Origin of the sequence: Rahnella sp. GSA61A, assembly GCF_019969905.1 — a bacterium.
In the GTDB taxonomy this organism is placed as follows: Bacteria; Pseudomonadota; Gammaproteobacteria; order Enterobacterales; family Enterobacteriaceae; genus Rahnella; species Rahnella aceris.
This window is the reverse complement of sequence record NZ_JAHXYO010000013.1, coordinates 109,380-134,229: the sequence shown is the minus strand read 5'-3', so window position 1 is coordinate 134,229 and position 24,850 is coordinate 109,380. Positions and strand designations below refer to the sequence as shown.

The 24,850-nt window shown below is 55.2% G+C and carries 6 protein-coding genes; 3 read left to right on the top strand and 3 right to left on the bottom strand.

The features are described from left to right. Window positions 1–22: 22 nt before the first annotated feature. Entirely contained in the window at window positions 23–13,822 is a 13,800-nt protein-coding gene (locus LC431_RS17030) for an Ig-like domain-containing protein (RefSeq protein ID WP_223510116.1), read from the bottom strand. 870 nt (window positions 13,823–14,692) lie between these two features. Here LC431_RS17030 and rcsD point away from each other — a divergent pair. Next, window positions 14,693–17,386: a phosphotransferase RcsD gene (gene rcsD, locus LC431_RS17025; RefSeq protein WP_223510115.1), complete on the top strand. Its 2,694-nt coding sequence runs from the start codon at window positions 14,693–14,695 to the stop codon at window positions 17,384–17,386. 4 nt (window positions 17,387–17,390) lie between these two features. Then, window positions 17,391–18,041: a response regulator transcription factor RcsB gene (gene rcsB, locus LC431_RS17020; RefSeq protein WP_013574620.1), complete on the top strand. Its 651-nt coding sequence runs from the start codon at window positions 17,391–17,393 to the stop codon at window positions 18,039–18,041. A gap of 76 nt (window positions 18,042–18,117) precedes the next feature. On the opposite strand, the gene rcsC is transcribed toward rcsB, so the two are convergent. Beyond that, entirely contained in the window at window positions 18,118–20,979 is a 2,862-nt protein-coding gene (rcsC, locus tag LC431_RS17015; protein WP_013574619.1) for a two-component system sensor histidine kinase RcsC, read from the bottom strand. 176 nt (window positions 20,980–21,155) lie between these two features. Beyond that, on the bottom strand, window positions 21,156–23,807 hold the full coding sequence (gene gyrA, locus LC431_RS17010; RefSeq protein ID WP_013574618.1) for a DNA topoisomerase (ATP-hydrolyzing) subunit A: 2,652 nt from the start codon (window positions 23,805–23,807) through the stop codon (window positions 21,156–21,158). A 259-nt stretch (window positions 23,808–24,066) separates the two neighbouring features. Here gyrA and ubiG point away from each other — a divergent pair, with 259 nt between their 5' ends. Then, entirely contained in the window at window positions 24,067–24,789 is a 723-nt protein-coding gene (gene ubiG / locus LC431_RS17005; RefSeq protein WP_013574617.1) for a bifunctional 2-polyprenyl-6-hydroxyphenol methylase/3-demethylubiquinol 3-O-methyltransferase UbiG, read from the top strand. Window positions 24,790–24,850: the final 61 nt, after the last annotated feature.

Below are 24,850 nucleotides of genomic sequence, written 5' to 3'. Positions count from 1 at the left end.
TCGCAGGGGGAGGCGCACTGCATCAACTTTGCTGAACGTGCAGACCGTGCTGCACCAGAACGTCTCCCAGCGTATTCGAGGCTTCTATTGAGGTATTGTGGTAAACGTCGAACGTCAGGCCATCCACCGTGCGTTGCCCGGTTTCGTTCCACGCACCGTCAGTGCCGATGTGCAGATTCACCAGACTGCCCTCGCCGCCTTTGATGATCACTTCATCGGTCGGGTTATCCTTCACGCTCAGCGCCTCATGCAGGTTCAGCGAGATACTGTTGGTGCCGGAATTGCCCAAATCGAAGATGTCGATATGCTCAACTTTCAGCCCGAGCAGGGTCAGATCCAGATGCTGATTGGTGCCCGCCAGCAGCAAGGTATCGACACCGGTTCCTCCGTCGATCAGACCGAAGTCCAGCGTGTGAACTGCAATCACGTCATCGCCGGTACCGCCCAGTGCGACACCGTCCGTTGCCGTCAGATCGATAGTGACTCCGCCAATCGAGAAGGCAGTATCAGCATGCGCGGTGGTTTCTGATGTCGTGGTGGCAGTAGACTCCGTAGTCGCCAGCGACGAGACCAGTGTGCTGGTGGCGTGCGTGGTGTCTGTGGGTTCCGATGTAGAAGTGGTCGTAGAATCGGCTACCACACTGGCGGCCAGTGTATGCGTGTCGGTATCCTCGGCAGACAGAGAGGTCGCCATCAGCGTGGCGGTTTCTGGCGGTAATGATGAACCGACAGTCAGCCCGACATGGGCATCAAATCCGTTACCGGCGGCATCAACGGCTTTCAGTTCAACAATCGATCCCAGTAATGCCGACAGCAGGCCCACCAGTCCGTAGCTGCTCAGCAGCGCACTGCTGAACTTCACCGTCCACGAACCGTCTGCCTGCACGGTACCCGCCAGCGTATTCCCCAGCAGGGTTACGCTGACCAGACCGCCCTGCGCGATATTGCGGCTGGTGCCGCTCAGCGTCAGCCCCTGACCCCCGAGGATATTGCTCACCAGACCGAGCGTCAGCCCGAGAACCGGATTCAGCGCCACCAGCGGCAGATCATGCGTCAGGACGTTCAGCAGGTTGGAAGACGTCGCGGTGTTACCCACACTGTCTCTCACCACCACGGAAACCTGTGTGGAACCGTCCGCCAGTCCTTGCAATTCAGCAGAGGTGAACGGCACGCTCCAGACGCCGTTAGTGACAGTACCGGTGTGTGTAACGGTGCCCACCGTGACAGATACCGTGCCGTTGAGCAGATTAGATGTACCGGTAATATTAGTATTCGCACCGGCTTCTGCGGCATTGAGATACTGGTCTCCGCCAAACAAGGTATTGACCAGCAGCGTCGGCAAGGTATGGATCCCCACCGTTGCTGTAGCACTGCCGCTGACGGCGTTACCGGCGGCGTTGGTCACCGAGGCACCGACGTTCAGCGTACCGTCGAGCAAGCCCGCCAGAGTGAGCTGCGGAATCGCCACACTGAAGGTGCCGTCGGCTTTCACCAGCGCCGTCAGGGTATTTCCGCCCACGTTCAGGGTCACCGTTGAGCCCTGCGCGTTAGTCGTGGTACCGCTGATGGTTTGGGTCAGCAGCGCATCTGCCGCGTTCAGCAGACCATCGCCAAACAGCGGATTCAGCGTGATGGTTGGCAGTGACTGCGATACCACACTCAGCAGGCCGGTGACCGACGCCGCGTTACCGGATCCGTCCGTCAGGCTGGCGACCACCGACTGCGTGCCGTTGAGGATGGCGGTCAGATCGGTCACCGGCACGGTGACACTGAAGACACCGCCCGCACCGACCGTCGCCAGATAATTTTTGCCATTCAGGGAAACCTGCACCTGCGTGCCCTGCGCCACGTTGGTCGCGACACCGCTGATGGTTTGTCCGGTCAGCAGGTCAACCACATTCAGCACGCCATCGCCAAACAGCGGGTTAAGCACAATCGACGGCAGATTGTTAATACCGACATTCAGGCCCACGGTACTTGAGGTCGTGTTACCCACCGCATCGGTGACTGAGGCGACGAGGGTGAGGTTACCGTCAAGCAGGCCGGATAATTGCAGCGGCGTCAGCGACGCTGAGAATTTGCCGTCGCTGTCTACGGTAGCGGTCAGGTTAATCAGACCGCCGCCGACATTGATATTGACGATTTCCCCGACCTGGCCGTTGGTGACCGTACCGCTGATGGTTTGAGTCAGCAGCGCTTCAGCGGCGTTAAGAATACCGTCAGCACCAAAGACCGGATCCAGCACAATTTTCGGTACCGCATTGATAATAGCGTTCAGCGTTCCGCTGGTAGTGGCGGTATTGCCTACACTGTCGGTCACAGAAACCCCGACCGTGAAGGTGCCATCCCCCAGCGCGTTCAGGTCACCCGGTTGCAGGGTGATGCTGAACGCACCGCTGGCATCGGTCGCCCCGAGGAAGGTTTTCCCGCCCAGCGTGACCTGTACCTGCGTACCCGTCGCCACACCGGTGACCGTACCGCCAATCACCTGGGTCGTCAGCGCGTCAGCCGCGTTCAGCAAGCCGTCGCCCAGAACTGAGGTCAGGTTAATGACCGGCCTGACCAGATCCAGCACCGCGTTCACGGCCGCGCTGCCAACGTTACCGGCAGCATCTGCTATCGTCACGCTGACCGCAGCGGTCGTGCCGCTCAGCAAACCAAGAACAGACGGCGGGACGGTGACCAGGAAATGCCCCGTCGCATCGACCACGCCATCAATGGTTTGCGTTCCGACCTGCACTGCGATTGCTGTCCCCGCAGCCACGTTAGAGACCGTGCCGCTGATGGTCTGATTCACCAGCAGATCGGCGATATTCAGCACGCCGTCGCCAAACACGGTGTCGAGCACCACCTGCGGCAGATTGTGGATCGCAATCCCCACCGGAATATTCGTTGCAGACGAGTTGCCTGCCGGGTCAGTCAGGGTGATGCCCAGATTCAGGTTGCCATCCAGCAACGCGCCCAGATCACCCGGCTGGATCTGCAGATCCCAGGTACCCGCCGTCACGGTAGTGTTGTAGGTTTTACCGCCAAGCGTCACGGTCACCAGAGTGCCGTCAACCGCTGTCGCGACGCCGCCAATGGTTTGTGCCAGCAGAGATTCCGCCGCATTCAGCAGACCGTTGCCACCAAACAGAGGATCCAGATCGCCCAGAACCGGAAGCGTTTTAATGACGTCCAGATTCAGCACAGACGCTTTCACGTTCCCTGCCGCATCGGTGAGGTTCAGGTTGAGCACCTGCTGACCTTCACCCAGCGCACCGAGCAAGGCCGCCGGAATGTTCAGCGACCACGCACCGTTAGCCCCGACAATCGCCGAGAGCGGCGTGCCGTTGATAACCGTCGACACCACTGAACCCACGCCCGCACCAATCGCCGTGCCGCTGATGGTTTGTGCTATCTGAGATTCCGCCAGATTGAGGAAACCGTCGGTCAGCCCCAGTCCGCTGGCCACGTTCAGGTCCAGCAATTTGTTGAAGAAGATATCCAGACCGGTACTGACGCTGGTGGTGTTACCCGCCGCATCGGTCACGGTGGCCGCGAGTGTCAGGGTGCCATCGTTGAGTAAAATCAGTTGTTCAGGTGTCAGGTTGAGCGACCATGCCCCGCCCGGCTGGATAACCGCCGTACCGATTGATGCACCGCCCAGTGTGACGTTGACGGTCTGACCGTCCGCGCCGCTGGAGGTCCCGCCCACCAGTACGTTGAGCAGTGATTCCGCCAGATTGATGACGTTGTTACCGGCCACCGCATCCAGCGCCAGCAACGGCGCAGACGTATCGACGTTCACCGTATGCGGAACCGCCGTCCCCACGTTGCCTGCCGCGTCCGTCAGGGTCGCGGAGATCACGTTAGTTGCGCCAGTGCCTTGTGGCAATGCCTGCAAATCGGCCGCTGGCACGCTGACAGACCAGGTACCGCCTGCCTGCACGGTGCCGCTGTAAGTTTTGCCATTCAGCGTGACCGTAACCACCCGGCCCACCTCGCTGGTATCCGCCGTCCCTGAAATCAGTTGCGCGGATTTCGACTCGGTATTATTCAGAATATCGTCGCCGGTAAAGGCGCTGATAGTCAGGGTCGGTGCGGTGGTATCCACCAGCACGCTTTGTGTGGCATTGGTCAACGGAATAAGCGTTGATGCGGTCACCGTGGTGGTCGTGCCATTCACAAATTCAGTGGCAGAAACAGCCACAGACCAGTTTCCCGCAGTGACTGTCGCCAGATGCGGAACACCTCCCACGGTGATGTTGACCAATGTGCCATCCGGCACATTCACTGTTTTACCGGAAAGGGTAATGTTCGCCGGATTGCCATCCGCCACGTTAATGATGTTGTCACCCGTGACCGGATCAATGGTGATGGCGAATGTTGGCGGCGTCAGGTTGACCGTGATGGCCTGTGGCGCCAGCAGGTTTGCCGTGTTACCCGCCAGATCATTGACAGAAGCGGTGATGGTGTCCGCGCTGTTCAGCGTAGCCAGCTCAGCCGGTGTCAGCGTCACACTCCATGAGCCATCGCCCAGCACCGTTGCCTGATGGCTGATGCTGCCGACAGTGACCGTCACCTGCTGTCCCGCCTGCACATTCACCGTTGTACCGGTGATGGTTTGCGTGCTCTGGCTCTCGGCGTAGGTCAGATCAAAACCGGCACCGGCAAAGGACGTTACTGCTACGGCTGGCAGTTGGGTCACGGCAATGCCAACGTCAGCCGAGGCCGAACCGGTGTTGCCGCCGCCGTCCGTGACCGTCACGGAGATTTGCTGTGCGCCCTGCGGCAGATCGGCGATTTCGCCCGCCGTCACAGGCACCGTCCAGTTACCGTCCGCATCCACCGTGACACCCGGAAGAGGTATTCCGGCAATAGTGACCACCACGGTTTGCCCCGCCCCTGTAATCCCCGTCGTCCCGCTCAGGGTTAGCGGTGTGGCGGCTTCCGCAGCGCTCAGATAACCATCGCCAAACGGCGTGTTGATGGTGACATCCGGCGCGGTGAGATAGCTGGTGAATGGCAACGTCGCAGGCGTACTGTTGCCTGCGGCATCGGTCACGGTGACGTTAATGTCATGCAAACCACTGCCCAGAGAGTTCAGCACGCCTGCAGGCAGACTTACCGACCAGTCGCCGGTCAGCGGATCGACGGTCGCGTTATAGGTAATGCCGTTCACATCAATGGTCAGTTTAACGTTCTGGTTGTTGCCGGTGATGCCGGTATTACCGGTAATCACGTTCACATCAGCCGCTTCCGTGATATTCAGATTGCCGTCGCCAAATGGCGGGTCGATAACCGGCACAGGGGCAGACAGATAGGAGGTGAAGGCCAGTGTCGCATCAGTATGGTTACCCGCGCTGTCGGTGGCCGTGACGGTAATCAGATGTGACGCCGTCGCGGTGCCAAGGGAAGTGAGCTGCGCTGATGTCAGGTTAAGGCTCCAGTTGCCGGTGTCCGGGTCGACCGTTGCCGTAAACGGGCTGCCGGTCATGCCCGCGATCGCCACGCTGACGGTTTGCCCGGCTCCGGTTACGCCGGTGGTACCGGTAAGGGTTTGCCCGTTAACATCAATGGATTCGGCAATATTTAGCGTACCGTCACCAAACGGCAGATTGATTGCCGGTGCCGGGACGTTGTTGATTTGTACGTCAACCGACGTCGTCAGCGGCGAGATGTTACCCGCACTGTCCGTGACCGTCACCACAACAGGCCAGGTGCCATCCTGTAAACCCAGCAACTGCGCGGGTGTCAGAGTGACACTCCAGGTTCCGGCAGCAGAATCCACCACCACCGGCACCGCATTACCGTTAATCACGACGGTAACCGTCTGACCCGGCGAGGTGATACCGGTCGTCCCGGTAATGGTGCCACCCGCCGTCGCTTCATCCAGATTCAGCACACCATCACCGAACGGTGTATTGATTCCGGCCTGCGGCAGGATTTGCGTTACCGACGTGAAATCAAGGGTACCGGCTGCGCTGCTCGGGTTACCTGCACTGTCGGTTGCCGTCACCGAAATAGTGTGTGTGTCATCCGTCAGCCCCTGCAAGACAGAAGCAGGGACGGTGGCGGTCCAGTTGCCATCCGCGCCGACGGTCGCGGTGACCGCCGTGCCATCTATCGTCACCGTCACGGTCTGACCTGCGCCGGTAATGCCGGTGGTGCCGGTAATCAGCTGCGTTGCGCCCGCTTCAGCGGCATTCAGCACGCCATCGGTAAACGGCGTATTAATGGTTGGCACACCCGGTTGGGTCAGCACCACATTCAGACTGGCACTGGAAGACGCCGGGTTAAGCGCGGTATCCGTCGCGGAGACGCTGACCTGAACCGGCCCGTTGTCCAGCCCGCTAAGCAGACCCGGTGCCACGACGGCTGTCCAGCCTGTTCCGAGGCCGTTCACGGTACCGGTGATCGGATCCGCCAGCCCCGGAATAGTGACCAGCACCGTGGTGCCCGCAACCAGCCCGGTACTGGTACCGCTCAGGGTAAACCCTGCGGCGGCTTCAGCAATATTCAGCACGCCGTCGCCTGCAATAGCACCGACGGTCAGGGTTGGCAGCGAATGGGTTGCCAGCGTGAAACTGCCTGAAGCGGTCACAATGTTACCGGCCGCATCACTGACGCTCACGCCGAGGGTTTTGCTGCCATCGGTGGCGAGTGCCTGCACATCAACGCCCGGCAGGGTCAGCGACCAGACTCCCTGATCGTTGGCCGTGGTCAGGTAATCCTTACCATTGAAGGTCACTTTGACCGTCAGATTAGGATCCGTCGTCCCGCTCACCGGCACACCCAGCGCGGCTTCTGCCAGATTGATGATGCCGTCACCGCCGGTATCCACCTCGACAGTCAGCAGCGGAGGAGTTGTATCAACCGTGACATCATGCGTGCTGGTTGCTACGTTTTGCGCCACATCATCCGCTGTTGCTGTGAAGGTATTGTTCCCGGCGGGCATCGCCTGAACCTGCGCCGCCGTCATCGGGAAGCTCCAGCTCCCGTCAGCCTGCACGGTAGCGGTATAGGTCGCCGTGTAGTTTTCGCCGGTAATGACCACGGTCACCGTACCGCCCACGGGCACATGCGTGGAGGTTCCGCTCACGATCATGCCCTGATTGTGTTCAGTGCTATTGATGTAATCATCGCCGGAAATGGCGTTGATGGTCAGGGTTGGCAGGTCGCCCGGCTGGGTGATAACAGTGGCGTTGTGCGATGCGGATGCCGGGTTACCCGCCACATCGCTGGCGGTCGCTGTAACGGTAACCGGTCCGTCAGACAAGGTGCCCAGATCAGCCAGCGGCACGGTTGCCGTCCAGTCGCCATTCGCACCGACGACGGCGTTGTAGTTTTTGCCGTTAAAGCTCACCACCACCGTCTGCCCGACTTCAAGATTGGTGGATGTCCCGGTGATCGGAATATCCGCGCCTTTCTCCGCCGCATTAATGTAATCATCGCCGGACACGGCTGTAATCGCCAGCGTCGGCAAATTAGCGACATTCGCATCCACACTGAAGGTCTGCGTGGCTGTCGTGCTGTTGCCTGCCGCATCGGTGATCGTGGCGGTCAGCGTATAAGTGGTATCCGTCAGCGACTGCACGACGGTACTTGGCAGCGTGAAGCTCCAGGTGCCATCGGGCTGCACGGTTGCCGTGTAGCTGACGTTGTTGAAACTCAGCACTACAGACACTGTACGTCCGGTATCGTCCAGACCGGCCGTACCGCTGATCACCACCGGTTGCAGGGACTCAGCCGCGTTGATGATATTGTCGGTCGCCACGTCATTAATACTGAGAACCGGCGCCGTGCGGTCAACCGTGATTTGCGAGCTGGTGGTGCCAGTGTTACCGGCGGCGTCCGTGACCGTCACGCTCAGCGGCAGACTGCCATTGTCCAGCGCCCCTAAATCAGCCGCCGGAATCGTGACACTCCAGGTGCCGTTCGGGTTCAGCGTCGCCGGATAATCTTCACCGCCTAAGGAAACCACGACCGTCTGGCCGTCAGCCGTCGCACCAATGCTGCCGGTGATGGTTTGCGACTGGCCGGACTCGGTCAGGTTGAGATAGGTATCGCCAAACGGTGTATCAATGTCCGGCACAGGGACGTTATTGGTCGCGATCCCGATATTGACCGGTGGCAAAGTGGTGGTATTACCCGCTGCATCCGTCAGTGTGGTGGTCAGCGGATAGCTGCCATCCGCCAGACCGTTGAGGGTATTCGCCGGAATGGTGGTGCTCCAGCTACCGTCTGGTTGCACCTCTGCGGTATAGGTTTGTCCGTTAAAGGTCAGTGTCACTGACTGTCCTGCATCGGCCGGATCACTGGTCCCGCTGAGGGTGATCGGTGCCCCAGCTTCAGCAGCGTTAATCACATTGTCCGTCGCCACGTTATCCAGCGTCAGCGGAGGCGGTGTGAAGTCCACATCCACGGAACCCGGTAAGGTTGCGGTGTTACCCGCCGCGTCTGTCACATCAACAGTGATGGTCTTCGTGCCTTCACCGAGGCCCTGCAAATCCGCGGCAGGAATGGTCACGGTCCAGCTACCGTCAGTGGCAACCGTGCCGGTATAAGGGACGCCGTCAAGGGTAACCGTCACCGTCTGACCGTCGCCGGTCAGTCCGGTTTTACCGGTCAGTGTCTGATCGGTGGCGGCTTCCGCGCTGCTCAGCAAACCATCGCCAAACGGGGTGTTGAGCGTTGGCTCCGGCAATGTGGCGTAGATGCCCAAATCCTGGGTGGTGGTCACCGGCCCCTGATCCGTGGTGACAGTCGAGGCAATCACATGACTGGTGCCATCCGCCAGACTGGCAACGTCAGACGCCGGAACGTTAACTGTCCAGTTACCGTCAGCATCGGTCTGCGTGGTGTAGGTCACCGTACCCAGTTTAACGGTTACCGGCGTTCCTTCCGGCACGTTGGCGGTTTTACCGCTGATATCAAAACCCGCAGCCGCTTCCGTAGCGTCGATTTTGTTATCGCCGGTGATCGGATTGATGGTCACACCGCCCAGCGCGCTGTTAACGGTGAAGTCTTCGCTGTTGTTCGCCGGATTACCGGCTTTATCGGCGACAGAAACCTCAATGGTTGCCGCGCCATTTTGCAGGGTCTGCAAGGTGGCAGCCGGTACGCTGACGCTCCATGCACCGCTGGCCAGGACTGTAGCCTGATAATCAATGCCGCCGATGGTCACGGTGACGATTTGTCCGGCTTCCACATGGGTGGTCGTTCCGCTGACGGTTTGCGGGTTCATACGTTCCGCGCCGTCGAGGGTGCCGTCTCCGGCAAAGAGGTCAATGTCGATTGTCGGCAGCAATGCCGGATCCGCCGTCACAGTGACCGGTGCGGTTGCGGTGCCTGCGTTACCGGCGGCATCGGTCACCGTGGCGGTCAGGGTATAGGTGCCGTTCGCCACGTTTGCCAGCGCATCGGCCGGAATGTTGACTGTCCAGCCGCCGCCTGCTGCCACAGTGCCGGTATAAGTGTGTCCGCCAAGGCTGATGGTGACGGTATCGCCCGCCTCACCCGCTCCTGCCGTGCCGCTGACCGGAATAATCGCCCCGGCTTCTGCGGCATTGATGGTGCCGTCGCCCGCGACCGGTGTGGTGATGGTGACTACTGGCGCGACGGTATCAATAGTTACCGGCGTACTGACATTGCTGGTATTGCCTGCCGCATCCGTGACGGCCACCAGCACCGCCCCGGGTCCCTGAGGAAGGGTTTGCAAATCTCCGGCAGGGACGGTGGCGCTCCAGTTCCCGCTGGCATCCACCGTGGCGGTGTAATCTGTCCCGCCGACGGTGACGATGACAGTCTGTCCGTCGCCGCTGACCCCGGTGCTGCCGGTCAGTGTCTGGCCTGCTGCCGCTTCACTGGCATTGAGCTGCGTATCGCCAAACGGCGTGTTGAGCGTCGCGTCCGGGAGGGAATGGATGATCACACCGAAGTCACTGCTGCCGGACACCGGATTGCCTGCCGCATCAGTCGCGCTGACTTTCACGGTGTTATTGCCGTCACTGAGCAGCGCCAGATCGGCTGCCGGAATCTGCGCACTCCAGGCACCGCCCGTGCCGACGGTTGCCGTATAAATTTTACCGTTCAGCGTGATGGTCACCACGCCATTTACCGGCACATTGCTGGAGGTGCCGCTGAGGGTAATTCCTGCGGCGGCTTCACCGGCATTGAGCTGGTTATCGCCCGCCACCGGATTCACCGCCAGCCCGCTGAGCAGGTTGTTGACGATCAGGGTTTCGCTGCCTGTCGCCACATTTCCCGCTTTATCCGCCACTGACACGCTAATTTGTGTGGTGCCGTTGGCGATGGTCGCCAGATCCGCCGCCGGAACGCTGACGCTCCAGCTTCCGCTTGGCTGCACCACTGCCGTATAAGAATGGCCATTCAGCAGGATCAGGACTGTCTGACCCGCTTCAACACGGGAGGTTGAACCGCTGAGCTGCTGCGCGGTTTGTTGTTCTGCTCCATCCAGCACATTATTACCCGCAAAGGTATTAACGGTGATGGTCGGGCCGTTCGCCGCATCGGCTGCAAGCTGCACGCCGGAGTTAACCGTTGTGCTGTTGCCCGCCGCATCGGACAACTGGACGCTCACCGGGTAGCTACCATCTGCCACACCATTGAATGCGGTGGCTGGCACGGCAACATTCCACTGGCCGTTTGGCTGCACAATGCCGGTATAGGTTTCACCGTTGAGGGTGACGGTGACGGTGCGTCCGGCTTCCGAAATCGAGGCAGTTCCGGTGATCGTCACCCCCTCAGCCGCTTCAGAGGCGTTGATGTATCCGTCGCTGGAAACCGGGTTAACAATCAGAAGCGGCGCGGTGAAATCAGCCGTAGCGTTACTGCTTAACGTGGCGGTATTGCCAGCGCCGTCAGTGGCAGTGACGGCAATCGCCACATTGCCCTGTGGCAACGCCTGCAAATCTGCTGCCGGAACCTGAACTGACCAGTTGCCGTCTGCGGCCACAGTCGCGTTATAGGTTTTCCCGCCTAATGTGACGGTGACGGTTTGACCATCACCCGATTTTCCGGTGGTACCGCTGAGAGTCTGCCCGGCGGCGGCTTCAGTCGCATTGAGCAGACTATCGCCAAACGGGGTATTGAGAGTGGGAAGAGGATTGGTGTTATCAATACCGATATTAATACTGTTCGATAAAATTATTCCACCAGGCCCTTCGACAGTGGCAGAAATGCTGTTGAGATCTGGATTGCTTCCTTGAATGTCCTCGATCTCGCCCGTGCTTAACAGCATGAACCATCTGCCATTCGCCCCTACCGTGGCTGTTTTAAACAGCGAGCCGAACTGCACGGTGACTATGGCGTTTTCCGCTACCCCCAGAGTGGTACCACTGATTTCAATGCCGTTTGCAGTTTCCACTGCGTTGATGACGTTATCACCCGTTACCGGGTCAATCGCAATACCGTTCTGAGAGGTATCAACCTCGAAAGTATCAGTGCCGGTCGCCGGGTTACCGGCTTTATCAGACACGCTGACATTGAGGGTTTGGGTACCGTCGGTCAGCGTGACCATATCGGCTGCCGGAATAATCACACTCCAGTTGCCGCTGGCCTGCACCGTGGCTTCATAGGTATTGCCGTTGAGCGTAATGGTGACGATCTGACCCGCTTCGACGCGGGTAGTGGTCCCGCTCAGCACCTGCGCCGTCTGGACTTCCGCGCCGTCAACGGCGTCATCGCCGCCAAATGCATTCACTGAAATGCCCGGCTGAAGAGTGGAATCGGCAGCAACATGCAGCGGGCTGGTGCTGGTGGTGGTGTTGCCCGCAGCGTCGGTCAGGGTGGCGCTGATCGGGAAATCACCGTTCAGACCAGTCAGCGTGCCAGCCGGGATTTGTGTGCTCCATGCGCCGTCATCGCCGACAACGGCGGTAAATGTCTGGTCGTTAATGGTGATGGTAACCGTTCTGCCTGCATCTGCTGCCGAGGCGGTACCTGACAGGGTCAGTGCGCCTGCAGCTTCGGCCAGACTGATTTGGCCGTCGCCCGCCAGCGGATTGATAGCAAGCGTTGGGGCGACAGTATCGATGCTGACTGGCGTGGTAATGGTGTTGTGATTGCCCGCCGGGTCCGTCACGGTGACCACGATATTATTGCTGCCCTGCGGCAGGTTACCGAGTACTGAAGGCGGAACCGTCACGGTGAAGATACCGTCTGGCGTAACCGTGCCGGTAATTTGCTGGCCACCAAGGGTGACAGTCACGGTCTGACCATCGCCGGTGAGACCCGTGTTCCCCGTCAATGTCTGGCTGGTGATGGATTCACTGCCATTGAGCGTATTGTCACCGCCGAAAGCCGGATCAAGCGTCGGCGGAACGCCATGGATAGCAACATTCAGATCTGTCGTCTGACTGATGGTATTGCCCTGACTATCGACCAGGCTGACGGTTACGGTCGTCGGGCCATCAGTCAGCGCCTGCAACCGGGCAGGAGAAAGACTCAGGTTCCAGCCCCCCTCCGCTGTTGTTGTGGTCTGATATGCCACGCCGCCGATTGTCACCGTGATCTGCGTGCCCGCAGGGACATTGGATGTGGTACCGGTGATCACCAGCGCGCTTTGCGCTTCACTGGCATTGAGCTGACCATCACCTGAGATCGGGTTGACCATCAAAATACCGGCGCTGTCGCTGATAACGAAACTTTCCGGTGTAGTGGTCGAGTTTCCTGCGGCATCGGTCAGTGACGCGGTCAGCGTATAATTGCCTTCAGCAAGCGCGGAAACCGTGCTGGCGGGTATTGTCACCGACCAGGTGCCATCAGCACCTACCGTCGTGTTGTATTGCGTGCCATTGAGGGTAACGACCAGTGTGCGCCCGGCTTCAGAGACAGAAGCTGTGCCGGTCACTGTCAGCGGTTGCTGATGCTCAACGGCGTCAAGAATGTTGTCACTGGCGACAGGATCGAGCGAGACCACCGGCGGGGTTTTATCCACGACAACGGTGATCCCCTGAGTGACCGATTTGCCATCAGTACCGGTGACAGTGACGGACACCACGTAAGTACCATCTGCCAGATTTTGTAAATCTACCGGCGGCAGATTGATGTTCCATTTGCCGTCAGCGCCTACGGTACTGGTGTAGGTTTTACCGTTGATGGTCAGGGTAATGGTCTCGCCTGCGGCCACGTTACTTGCGGTGCCTGAAAAGATTTGTGCTAAACGCGATTCCGTGGCGTTAAGGGTGTTGTCACCGGCAAATGCGCCCAGCGATAACGTTGCGGTCTGGCCGGTGTTTCCGCCACCGGTGTTTCCGCCACCAGTATTCCCGCCACCGGTATTCCCACCGTCAGTGTTTCCGCCGCCGTCGCTGCCACCGTTATTACTGCTGCCGCCACCGCCACCACCACCGCCGCCACCTGCAGCAATTGCGATCCCGGCACCCAGTGCGACAACGCCCAGAACGGCACCTAAAACAGCCGGGTCAAAATTAGAGGAGTCGATGACCAGCGCCCCGGCATCAGGAATGGTTTCATAAGCGGGAACGATCGGGGTTGCCCCCGCTGTTGCGCCGGTATCGACAAACGCGGCATGTTCGATCGGGTGGGTGCCATCATCAAAAATCAGTTCGCTGTGATTCCCCTTGCCATCTGTATCGAAGAAACTGTGATAGCGGACGGTGCGTCCGTCTTTCATGTGAATAACAAGATCATTCCCCACACGCTCATAGCGGGTGACCACGTCACGGGTCGCGTGTACGCGTACTATGCTGATTTGATTAAGAGTTACGTCCTGACTGGCGTTTGAAACCTGGGAGATTACTGCACCATTAGTACGAGAAAGAATATCAATAACAACGCTACCGTTCTGAGCCATGTTGTACCCCTGTTACGCCAGTTGTTGTCCATACACGCTAAACACCGCTCTTCCTTTTCAGGTAAAAAGCGGTTCAGCGGGTAATGAAGACCATTAAGAAAAATGGATAAACTTCCAACTGGTGTGAGGTATTGCCACAGGCTACAAAACAAACAAAAACGGCTGTTATTAAATTTATATATTTTTTAGGGGCTTTGGTTAACCATCATTTCGGTATTTTTTCCCGAAACTCCATAAGTTATATGCATGATTTGAGTTAATCGCCATAAAAAGACATAATCATTAAGATTGAAATAATTCATTAAAAAAAGTCAAACCATCAGTTTGACAGATGTTAAATTTTGGTTTAACGCTATGCGGATAATTTTATTATTATAAAAAACAACAAATTAATAAATTATCCACATAATATACATGGTGTTATTGTTAATGAAATCAGGCAACAGGCAGTCAGATAATCGATCAAATTAACTTATCAATTGTGTGATCGTCTTGTAGATTTTATGGCAAAAGGGTATTTGGCAAACACATAATTAGGACTATGCGCAATCACAGCACTTATGCTTTCTGATAAAGTGTCCGCCCAGTGCGTCTGTGGGCGGATAAAGGCTTAATTTTTTAAACGCAAAGGGATTTTCACAACATGTCTCACGGCCCGATAACTGCACCGCCCTCGCAGGAAATGTTCGCTGAACATATTTCGCAACCTGGCTTTAGCGGGTTCTGCGCTGACCGGTTTATCGCGCAGGTCAGCAGTTTATCTGTTGCATCAGGTTGCGTTGCGGCAACGATGTTGTGTACCACTGTTTGTGCAAAAACCGTCGTCCGCTAAAAGCGTCATTACAAGAATGAAGGAAAAAACTCATCATCATGGCTGGTAAATATTTATCGCTGACATCAACCAATATCACGCGATTCTTTTGGTTGTTCATTTTGTTGCTGGCTATGGGCCTCGGCCTTTACGGGTATAACTACACCAATGCTTATCTGAACGACAAACTGCGCACGGTGCAAAATACCGCTGACTTGCTGCAAAAGCGCATCGATAAGTATCGCTACATGACCTACCAGATTTACGACAATTTCACCGGCCAGCCGATGGCGGCGGATGCCGTCAGTGCGCAGGAAATCCGCCTGCGTCAGGATATGTATTTTGTCTCCAAACCTCACAAGAAAACTGATGCGCTGATTTTCGGTGCACACGACAGTTCCACGCTGGATTTAACCCTGAAAATTTCATCCTTCCTGGATGACCAGTGGGGCTCAACAACTCACCCTTATTCGCTGTATTACCTGAACGGTCAGGATAACAGCATGTTGTTGATCACCACGGTGCCGCTGCAGTTGCAAGACTCCCGCCTGAAGGAAAACTATTTCACCAGCACGCTGCAATCACGCCGTGCCGAAATGTTGCAGCAGGCGAACACGCTGGACGAACGCGAAAGTTATTCTCCTCTGCGCAAATCGCGCCAGAGTAACGACTATTCCTTCTCCCTGCGCACCACCTTTAATAATCCGGGACATCTGGCGACCGTGATTGCCTTCGATTTACCGATGAGTGATCTCATCCCTTACAGTATGTCGAGAGATAATTTCCAGCTTAATGGCAACACCACGGCGGTCAATGAAGGTGATCCGGCCGATGATAATCCGGCGGCCAGCAGCATCGTGATGCAGGGATGGTCGCTGGTGTTTGATGTGCCGCTGAGAAATTCACCGCTGTCACTCACCTACCACGTTCCGCTGTTCAGCCTTGTGGTTGATCTTTCACGTAATAACTTCTGGCTGATCCTGATTAACCTGTTCCTGATCGGGCTGGCGATGACCAGTATCTATTTCATTCGCCATCAGTACATCCGCCCGAGCGAGAATATGGCGGCACAATTACAGATGCAGCAGGCGCTGAATCAGGAAATCATTTCGGGTCTGCCGCTCGGTTTACTGGTGTATAACTTCAGCAACCACAGCGTGATCCTCAGTAATAAAATTGCTGACCAGTTATTACCGCATCTGAGTCTGAACAAAATTGCCAATATGGCCGAGCAGCATCACGGCACGATACAGGCGACCGTCAATAACGAAGTTTATGAAATCCGCATGATCCGCAGCCAGATTTCGCCGGAAACTTACCTGTTTATGCTCCACGATCAGGATAAAGAAGTGATGGTGAACCGCACGCTGCAACAGGCCAAACGTGAGTTTGAGAAGAACCTGCAGGCACGCAAACTGATGCTGCATAATCTGGGCATTGAGCTGAATCAGCCATTGCAGGAACTGAACGGGCTGGCCGTGGCGTTAGTGGAAGAACAGAAACCGGAAGAACGTCAGGCGCTGGAAAGCAAACTCCTGAGTGAGTCGCGTAACGCGCTGACGCTGGTTGATAACATTACGCTGCTGACCCGTCTGGAAACTCAGGACTGGCAACCGGCGAACGATAAGTACGTGCTTTCAACCCTGGTAGATGAGCTGTTGCTTGAGGCCCTGCCCCGCCTGAATCAGAAAGGCCTCGGGTTGCTGAATCATTTCCAGATTGCCCCTGAAGCGGCCTTTGTCGGCGATATGCAGGCAGTGAAGAAAATTCTGTCCCTGCTGCTCGATTATGCCATTGTTACCACATCGCTGGGCAAGGTGACCCTGACCAGCGAACAGGACGAAGATCGCCCGGATCAGCTGATTTTCCACATAAACGATACGGGTAGCGGAATTTCCAAAGAAGAATTGAGTAATCTGAATTATCCTTTCCTTAGCCAGACGTTAGTCGATCGCTTTAACCACGGTTCCGGGCTGACATTCTTCCTGTGTAATCAGCTGTGCAAAAAACTGGGCGGTCAGCTGGAAATCCGCAGCAAGCTCAACATCGGCACACGCTATACTGTACGTGTTAAACAACGTCAGGAAGCGCAGGAAATCGAAGCGGAAGACGAGAAATTACTCAATGATGTGACGGTATTACTCGATATCACATCAGAGGAAGTTCGCGGTATTGTGACCCAGACCATGAACGCTTACGGCGCGGTGTGCATCGTGGCTGACGATCGTCAGGTCGCGCGGGAATATGATGTTTTACTGACAGATAACCCGCAAAACAGTGACAAATTTACCCTGCTGCTGACTGACGATGAGTCGGGATTCCAGCAGCTTGAAAAGCATTATATTCGCGTCAATTACAACATCAGCAATGCGCTGATAGACGCAACCTTACTGTTAATCGAACAGCAATTTTCTGTATACGATGACAGTGTTTCACCCGAAGAGCCCGGCGAAGACTCTCTCGACCTTTATGAAAAGCAGCTAAAATCAAGCGATTACTATCAGCTTTTCGTCGAGACAGTACCGGAAGATCTTGAGAAACTGTATAATGAAAACCAACGTCGTGATTTCACATCACTTTCCCAAACAGCACATCGTCTCAAGGGAGTGTTCGCTATGCTGAACCTGACCCCAGGCAAGCAAATGTGTGAATCGTTAGAACAATACATCGCAGATGGCGATGCGTTACAGATTACTGAAACCATCAACCACATTGATTCTTTTGTCTCCAGACTGCTCCAGCAAGGTAGCTAATCACATGAATAATATGAACGTAATTATTGCTGATGACCATCCTATCGTCCTGTTTGGTATTCGTAAGTCCCTTGAACAAATTGAATGGGTGAATGTTGTAGGCGAGTTCGAAGACTCAACTGCACTGGTTAACAGCTTAAGCAAACTTGATGCTCATGTGCTGATCACTGACCTGTCCATGCCGGGCGATAAATTCGGCGATGGCATCACCCTGATCAAATACATCAAGCGCCACTACCCGCAGTTATCCATCATTGTTCTGACCATGAACAATAATCCGGCGATCCTGAGTTCTGTACTGGATCTGGATATCGAGGGGATTGTGCTTAAGCAAGGCGCGCCAACTGACCTGCCAAAAGCGCTGGCCGCATTGCAGAAAGGCAAAAAGTTCACGCCGGACAGCGTGGCAAAACTGCTGGAAAAAATCAGCGCCAACGGTTACGGCGACAAACGCCTGTCTCCGAAAGAAAGCGAAGTTCTGCGCCTGTTCGCAGAAGGTTTCCTGGTGACTGAGATTGCCAAAAAGCTGAACCGCAGCATTAAAACCATCAGCAGCCAGAAGAAATCTGCGATGCTGAAACTGGGCGTGGAAAACGATATCGCCCTGCTGAACTATCTGTCTTCCGTCAGCTCCCAGCCGGTAGATAAAGACTAACGCTTCAGGGCGTTATGTAGGTTCAGACGTGAAAAAGGCACCTAACGGTGCCTTTTGTATTTTCCGACGTCGTCCGTCAGGATTGTCGCTTTCTGCGAACCAGCGCACTGTAATAACGCAGCGTATCGCGCAGGGTTTCCAGTGTGACTGGCTTGGATAAACAGTTATCCATACCCGCTTCCAGACAACGCTGCCGTTGTTCCGCCAGCGCGTTAGCGGTGACGCCGATCACCGGTAAGGTATGGCCGAGTTCGCGCAGTTTTGCCGTCAGCCCGTAACCGTCGAGGCGCGGCATGTTGACGTCGCTGAGCACAATATCAATTTCATGCGCGCGCATGGCATCCAGTGCGTCAATCCCGTCGTTCGCCGTCACCACGATATAGCCCATCGTGCCCAGTTGATCCGCCAGGAGACGGCGGTTAATCGGATGATCATCCACCACCAGCAAGGTAATATCGCTGTAATCCTGCGCCACAGCGGATTCCGGCGTCGCTGAGCCGCCCTCTTCCGCTGTCGTCTCGAGACGGTAAATCCGGTTGAGCAGCGCAGTGATTTCCAGTGGTGTGGACGTACTATGAATCCAGTAACCCGGACGCGTTTCGACTGGCGGCCCGATATGGCCGATTGAGAATTCAATCTGTGCGGCCAGTTCGCCCTTATGGATCAGCGGCGTGTCAGTAATCAGCACATCTTCCCGCTGGCTTTGCAGTTCCGGCTCGCAGCGCTGAACATTCGCGCCGTGATAACGCATCAGTTGCATCAGGTAACTTTCCAGATAAGCATTGCGCACATCCAGCCAGACCGTTTTGTCCTGCCAGTTGTCCAGCGGCTCACCCGACGGGAAAGTGGCGTTGTAGAGCGGAATACGCACCGTAAACGAACTGCCCAACCCCGGTTCCGATTCCACCTCAATATCGCCATCCATCAGGTTAATCAGCTTTTCACAGATAGCCAGCCCCAGACCGGTGCCCTGGAAATGGCGCTGCACGCCGGTTCCGACCTGGAAGAACGGATCAAACAGGCGGGTGATTTCGCGCTCAGGGATCCCGACGCCGGTATCGCGCACCTGAAACTCAAGATAGTTTCCGCAGGTTCTGACATTCAGAACAATGCAGCCGGTGTCGGTAAATTTAATCGCATTGTTCAGGATGTTGGAGATGACCTGTTGCAGACGCACCGGATCGCCATTGAATGACAACGGCACGTTGTGTTCGATAAAGCAGTAAAGTCCCAGACGCTTTTTCACCACCAGCGGCAAATAGTTACCGGCAATGTGAGTGATCACTTCGCGACAGGAGAATTCCTGCGGCTCGATTTTCAGCTGCTCGGATTCAATTTTGGAGAAGTCGAGAATGTCGCTGATGATTTTCAACAGCAGTGCCGACGAGTTATTCATTGCCGTCACCAGACGGTCAACGCCCTGAGGCAACCCTTGCGTTTGCAGTAAATCCAGGTTGCCGATGATACCGTAAAGCGGCGTGCGCAATTCATGGCTGACGGTTGCCAGGAACATTGATTTCGACTGGCTGGCCTGCTCGGCCGCATTAGCCATTTCCTGCAAAGACTCTTCCATTTTCACGCGCGCACTGACGTCGATCAGCACACAAATCGCCACGTCTTCATTACGGTAGCGTGAATGCACGAAACTTAGCTGGATGTTGTTATTGTTCTTGGTGATGACATCGACGAAATTGGTCTGCTGATCGCAGATGATCCGCGTAATACGCTGCCGGTCTTCCTGCGTCAGCATGCTGATATAATTATGCGCCAGTTCATTACTCAGGATGTTAACGCCATCGCTGATACGCAAAATGGAAATGCCGACCGGCGCTGAGGCCACGATTTTATGGTTGAACTGTTCATGTTCTTCAAGCCGGAATGCGTTTTCCTCGGCCGGTAAAAACATTTTGCGCTCAAAAACCCAGGCCAGAATAAACAATAACAGGCCGGAGAATATATTCAGTAAAACCGCATTAAAAATCAGGATCTTAAATCGCTCGATCACCGTATTAAACGGCATGGAATACACCACACTCAGCGAGGACGGTGTCAGCGGCTTTTTGTAGACCAAATCTTTATAACCATTTACATACCCGAAGAATGAACTGGCCTGCGGATAATCGCCCGGCGCGGCGCTGTAGTGCCCGTCCTCGGAAATCCCCAGCAGCGGCTGATCGTCTTCATCCAGCAACGTCACGGCGGTGTGCTGTGAATTCGGATTCAACAAATCTTCGGCGCGCAGATTTTGCTGAATACCCATCAGCGCTTCGAGTTTATTGCCGACATAAATCGGGGTCAGCACATACAAATTTCCGGAGTCTTTACTGCCGGACTGCGACACCCAGTACAGGCTGTTTTCTTTATCTGTGCTCTTACTGTTGCGATATTGCATAATTTTTTCATGCAATGATTTCAACTGTTCCTGGCTTTCGCGCTCGAACGGTTCGCTGCTGATACCAAAATCAACCAGACACAAACTCTCGCCACTGATGAGGAACACGCGATTGAGATCGTAGGCATCGGAAAAGTTGTCTTTCCAGTAATGGATCATGTTACCCAGCGAAGCCAGCGAATTACGGTAGCTATCATTAATCTGCGAACAGTCGGACTCAGGGAACAATGAGAGATAAGACGGCGCCGTGTTTTTAGTGCTGATTATGCCGTTGATGATATCCAGCCCGTTCACTGAAGCGCTCAGGCGATTCTCAGCCATAAACTTAATGCTGTGCATCACATCATTGGAATTTTTGATGTAACTCTGCGCCAGATCGTAATTGAGATTGTCCTCATCGCGGATCTCGGATTCTTTGTTATGGAAAATATTCAGCACATAAAAGGTGGTCAGCAGCACACCCAGTGTCCACAACATAAGCGCCAGCACCCGGAAAAGATAACGGGAGATTTTTAGCGTTGTGCGAAACGAAGCAAGATATTTCAAGGATTAACCATTAGCAAAACGGCTCAGCGAGCGGAATGGGGATCAGGATACACTATTGCCAGACTTTCTAAAAAGCGCCGCATAATGCAGTGTAGGTGAAAGATTTGTTTTAAGACGAATCCAATAAAAAAGGGCATAACTATTGTTATGCCCTTTTGTCTGCTGACTAAGAAAACTTATTCTTCTTCGTCATCAGCTGGCTGATCGTCTTCACTTTCCGCGTCGTCTGGCAGATCGGCTGCTTGTGCCGCTTCCAGTTCGCCCGCTTCGGTGGCTACGCCATCCAGTTCTTCGTCTTCAACCGGTTCTGCAACACGTTGCAAGCCAACCACATTCTCATCGTCTGCGGTACGGATAAGCGTCACACCCTGAGTGTTACGACCAACAGTACTCACTTCGGAAACACGGGTACGCACCAGCGTACCGGCATCGGTGATCATCATGATTTGATCCGCTTCATCAACCTGAATTGCACCAATAACCGGTCCGTTACGCTCACTCACTTTGATTGAGATAACGCCCTGCGTTGCACGGGATTTAGTTGGGTACTCGGTCGATTCAGTACGTTTACCGAAACCGTTCTGCGTCACAGTCAGGATACAACCGTCACCGCGTGGGATGATAAGCGATACAACGCTGTCGCCTTCGCCCAGACGGATACCGCGTACACCGGTCGCCGTACGGCCCATTGAGCGGACGGCTTCTTCAGAGAAGCGCACGACTTTACCGGCTGCAGAGAACAGCATGACTTCGTCTTTACCGTCAGTCAGGTCAACACCAATCAGCTCATCACCCTCGTTGAGGTTGATGGCGATAATGCCGGCGCTGCGTGGACGGCTGAAATCGGTCAGCGCGGTTTTCTTCACGGTACCGCTGGCGGTTGCCATGAACACATGACGACCTTCTTCGTACTCGCGTACTGGCAGAATGGCGGTAATACGTTCGTTCGGCTCAAGCGGCAACAGGTTGACGATAGGACGGCCACGGGCACCGCGGCTGGCTTCCGGCAACTGATAGACTTTCATCCAGTACAGACGCCCGCGACTTGAGAACATCAGAATAGTGTCGTGGGTGTTGGCCACCAGCAGACGATCGATAAAGTCTTCTTCTTTAATGCGTGCTGCTGACTTCCCTTTACCGCCGCGACGCTGCGCTTCGTAATCAGTCAGAGGCTGATATTTCACGTAGCCCTGATGCGACAAGGTCACCACAACGTCTTCCTGATTGATCAGGTCTTCGATGTTGATGTCAGAGGTATTTGCCGTAATTTCGGTACGACGCGGATCGTTGTATTGATCACGGATCGCTTCCAGTTCTTCACGAATGACTTCCATCAGACGGTCAGGGTTGGACAGGATGAACAGCAGCTCAGCGATTTGCACCAGCAGCTCTTTGTATTCATCCAGCAGTTTTTCGTGCTCAAGACCGGTCAGTTTCTGCAGACGCAGATCCAGAATGGCCTGTGCCTGTTGCTCAGTCAGGAAGTATTTTCCATCATGAATACCAAACTGCGGCTCCAGCCATTCAGGACGGGCTGCATCGTCACCCGCACTTGCCAGCATTGCTGACACGTTGCCCAGATCCCATGAACGCGCGACCAGGCCAGCTTTCGCTTCAGCCGGCGTCGGTGCCGCACGGATCAGTTCAATGATCGGGTCGATGTTCGCCAGCGCGATAGCCAGTGCTTCGAGGATATGAGCACGGTCGCGGGCTTTACGCAGTTCGAAAATGGTACGACGCGTCACCACTTCACGGCGGTGGCGGACGAACGCTGACAAAATTTCTTTCAGACCGAGAATCTTCGGCTGACCCTGGTGCAGTGCCACCATGTTGATGCCGAAAGACGTCTGCAGTTGCGTCAGGGAATACAGGTTGTTCAGAACCACTTCACCGACAGCATCGCGTTTAATTTCAATCACGATACGCATGCCGTCTTTATCAGACTCATCGCGCAGCGCACTGATACCTTCGACGCGTTTTTCTTTCACCAGCTCGGCGATCTTTTCGATCAGACGGGCTTTGTTCACCTGATACGGGATCTCGTGAACAATGATGGTTTCGCGACCAGTTTTCGCATCGGCTTCTACTTCAGCTCGGGCACGGATATAAATTTTGCCACGGCCGGTACGGTAAGCTTCTTCGATACCACGGCGACCGTTGATGATCGCAGCCGTCGGGAAGTCTGGCCCCGGGATGTGTTCCATCAGCCCTTCAATGCTGATGTTTTCATCTTCAATATACGCCAGACAGCCGTTGATCACCTCGGTGAGGTTATGCGGCGGAATGTTGGTTGCCATACCGACAGCGATACCCGACGAGCCGTTAACCAGCAGGTTGGGAATGCGCGTTGGCATAACAGAAGGAATTTGTTCTGTGCCGTCATAGTTTGGCACGAAATCGACAGTTTCTTTTTCTAAATCTGCCAGCAATTCGTGTGCAATTTTTGACATGCGGATTTCGGTATAACGCATGGCTGCTGCGGAGTCGCCATCCACTGACCCGAAGTTACCCTGCCCGTCCACCAGCATATAGCGAAGTGAGAAAGGCTGAGCCATACGAACGATGGTGTCATAAACCGCGGTATCACCGTGTGGGTGATATTTACCGATAACGTCACCGACCACACGGGCCGATTTTTTATAGGCTTTATTCCAGTCGTTACCGAGGACATTCATTGCGAAAAGTACGCGGCGGTGCACCGGTTTCAAACCATCGCGCACATCTGGTAACGCACGTCCGACAATAACGGACATCGCATAATCCAAATAAGAGTTTTTAAGCTCTTCTTCGATGTTAATCGGTGTGATTTCTCTGGCAAGGTCGCTCATGGAGCTGCTATCCCTCTACTGATTATTCATGGCCGCTGCCCACGTAGGCATATATAGCGCAAAGGTGTAAAACTATACCACAAACCAGCCAAACGTGGAAAACAACCGCCCCCTTTTGCCTACTATTATCCAACGCGTTTCAAACCTTTGCACGCAGGGCTTCATTTCGTATAAACATTAACCAAAACCACAAAACTGAGCCAAAGCAGATGGAATATGTATAATCCGCTAATCAAGTTATAAGGAGTTCATCACGCTCATGACAACCACACCCTCCGCAACACCGCAAAACATCGACCATGAAGAAATCGCCAAATTTGAAGCCGTCGCCTCGCGCTGGTGGGATCTGGAAGGCGAATTCAAACCGCTGCATCGCATCAATCCGCTGCGTCTGAACTACATTCTCGAACGCGCTGATGGCCTGTTTGGAAAAAATGTTCTCGATGTCGGCTGCGGTGGCGGCATTTTGAGTGAAAGCATGGCAGTGGCGGGGGCGACAGTCACCGGACTGGACATGGGCGGCGAACCCTTGCAGGTAGCACGTTTGCATGCACTGGAAAGCGGCGTGAAGGTGGAGTACGTGCAGGAAACCGTGGAAGCGCACGCCGACGCGCATCCGCAGCAATATGACGTGGTGACTTGCATGGAAATGCTGGAACACGTGCCGGATCCGGCTTCTGTCGTTGCCGCCTGCGCGCGTCTGGTGAAACCTGGCGGCCATGTGTTCTTTTCCACCATCAACCGCAACAATAAAGCCTGGCTGATGGCCATTTTCGGCGCTGAATATGTGCTGAAAATGGTGCCGAAAGGCACGCACGACATCAAAAAATTCATCAAGCCGTCTGAATTGCTGGGCATGATTGACCGCACATCGCTGTTTGAGCGTCACATTATGGGACTGCACTACAACCCGCTGACCGACCATTTCAAACTCGGGCCAAATGTTGATGTGAACTACATGATCCACACCCAGGCGCTGTAATATTCTGACCGCAAAAAAGGGTACAGCCTGCGCTGCACCCTTTTAATTTCACGGCTAACTG

Bases quoted from the DNA above. Each gene is read 5' to 3' on its own strand.
- gyrA (WP_013574618.1), bottom strand. From the start codon at position 23,807: ATGAGCGACCTTGCCAGAGAAATCACACCGATTAACATCGAAGAAGAG.
- LC431_RS17030 (WP_223510116.1), bottom strand. From the start codon at position 13,822: ATGGCTCAGAACGGTAGCGTTGTTATTGATATTCTTTCTCGTACTAAT.
- rcsD (WP_223510115.1), top strand. From the start codon at position 14,693: ATGGCTGGTAAATATTTATCGCTGACATCAACCAATATCACGCGATTC.
- ubiG (WP_013574617.1), top strand. From the start codon at position 24,067: ATGACAACCACACCCTCCGCAACACCGCAAAACATCGACCATGAAGAA.
- rcsB (WP_013574620.1), top strand. From the start codon at position 17,391: ATGAATAATATGAACGTAATTATTGCTGATGACCATCCTATCGTCCTG.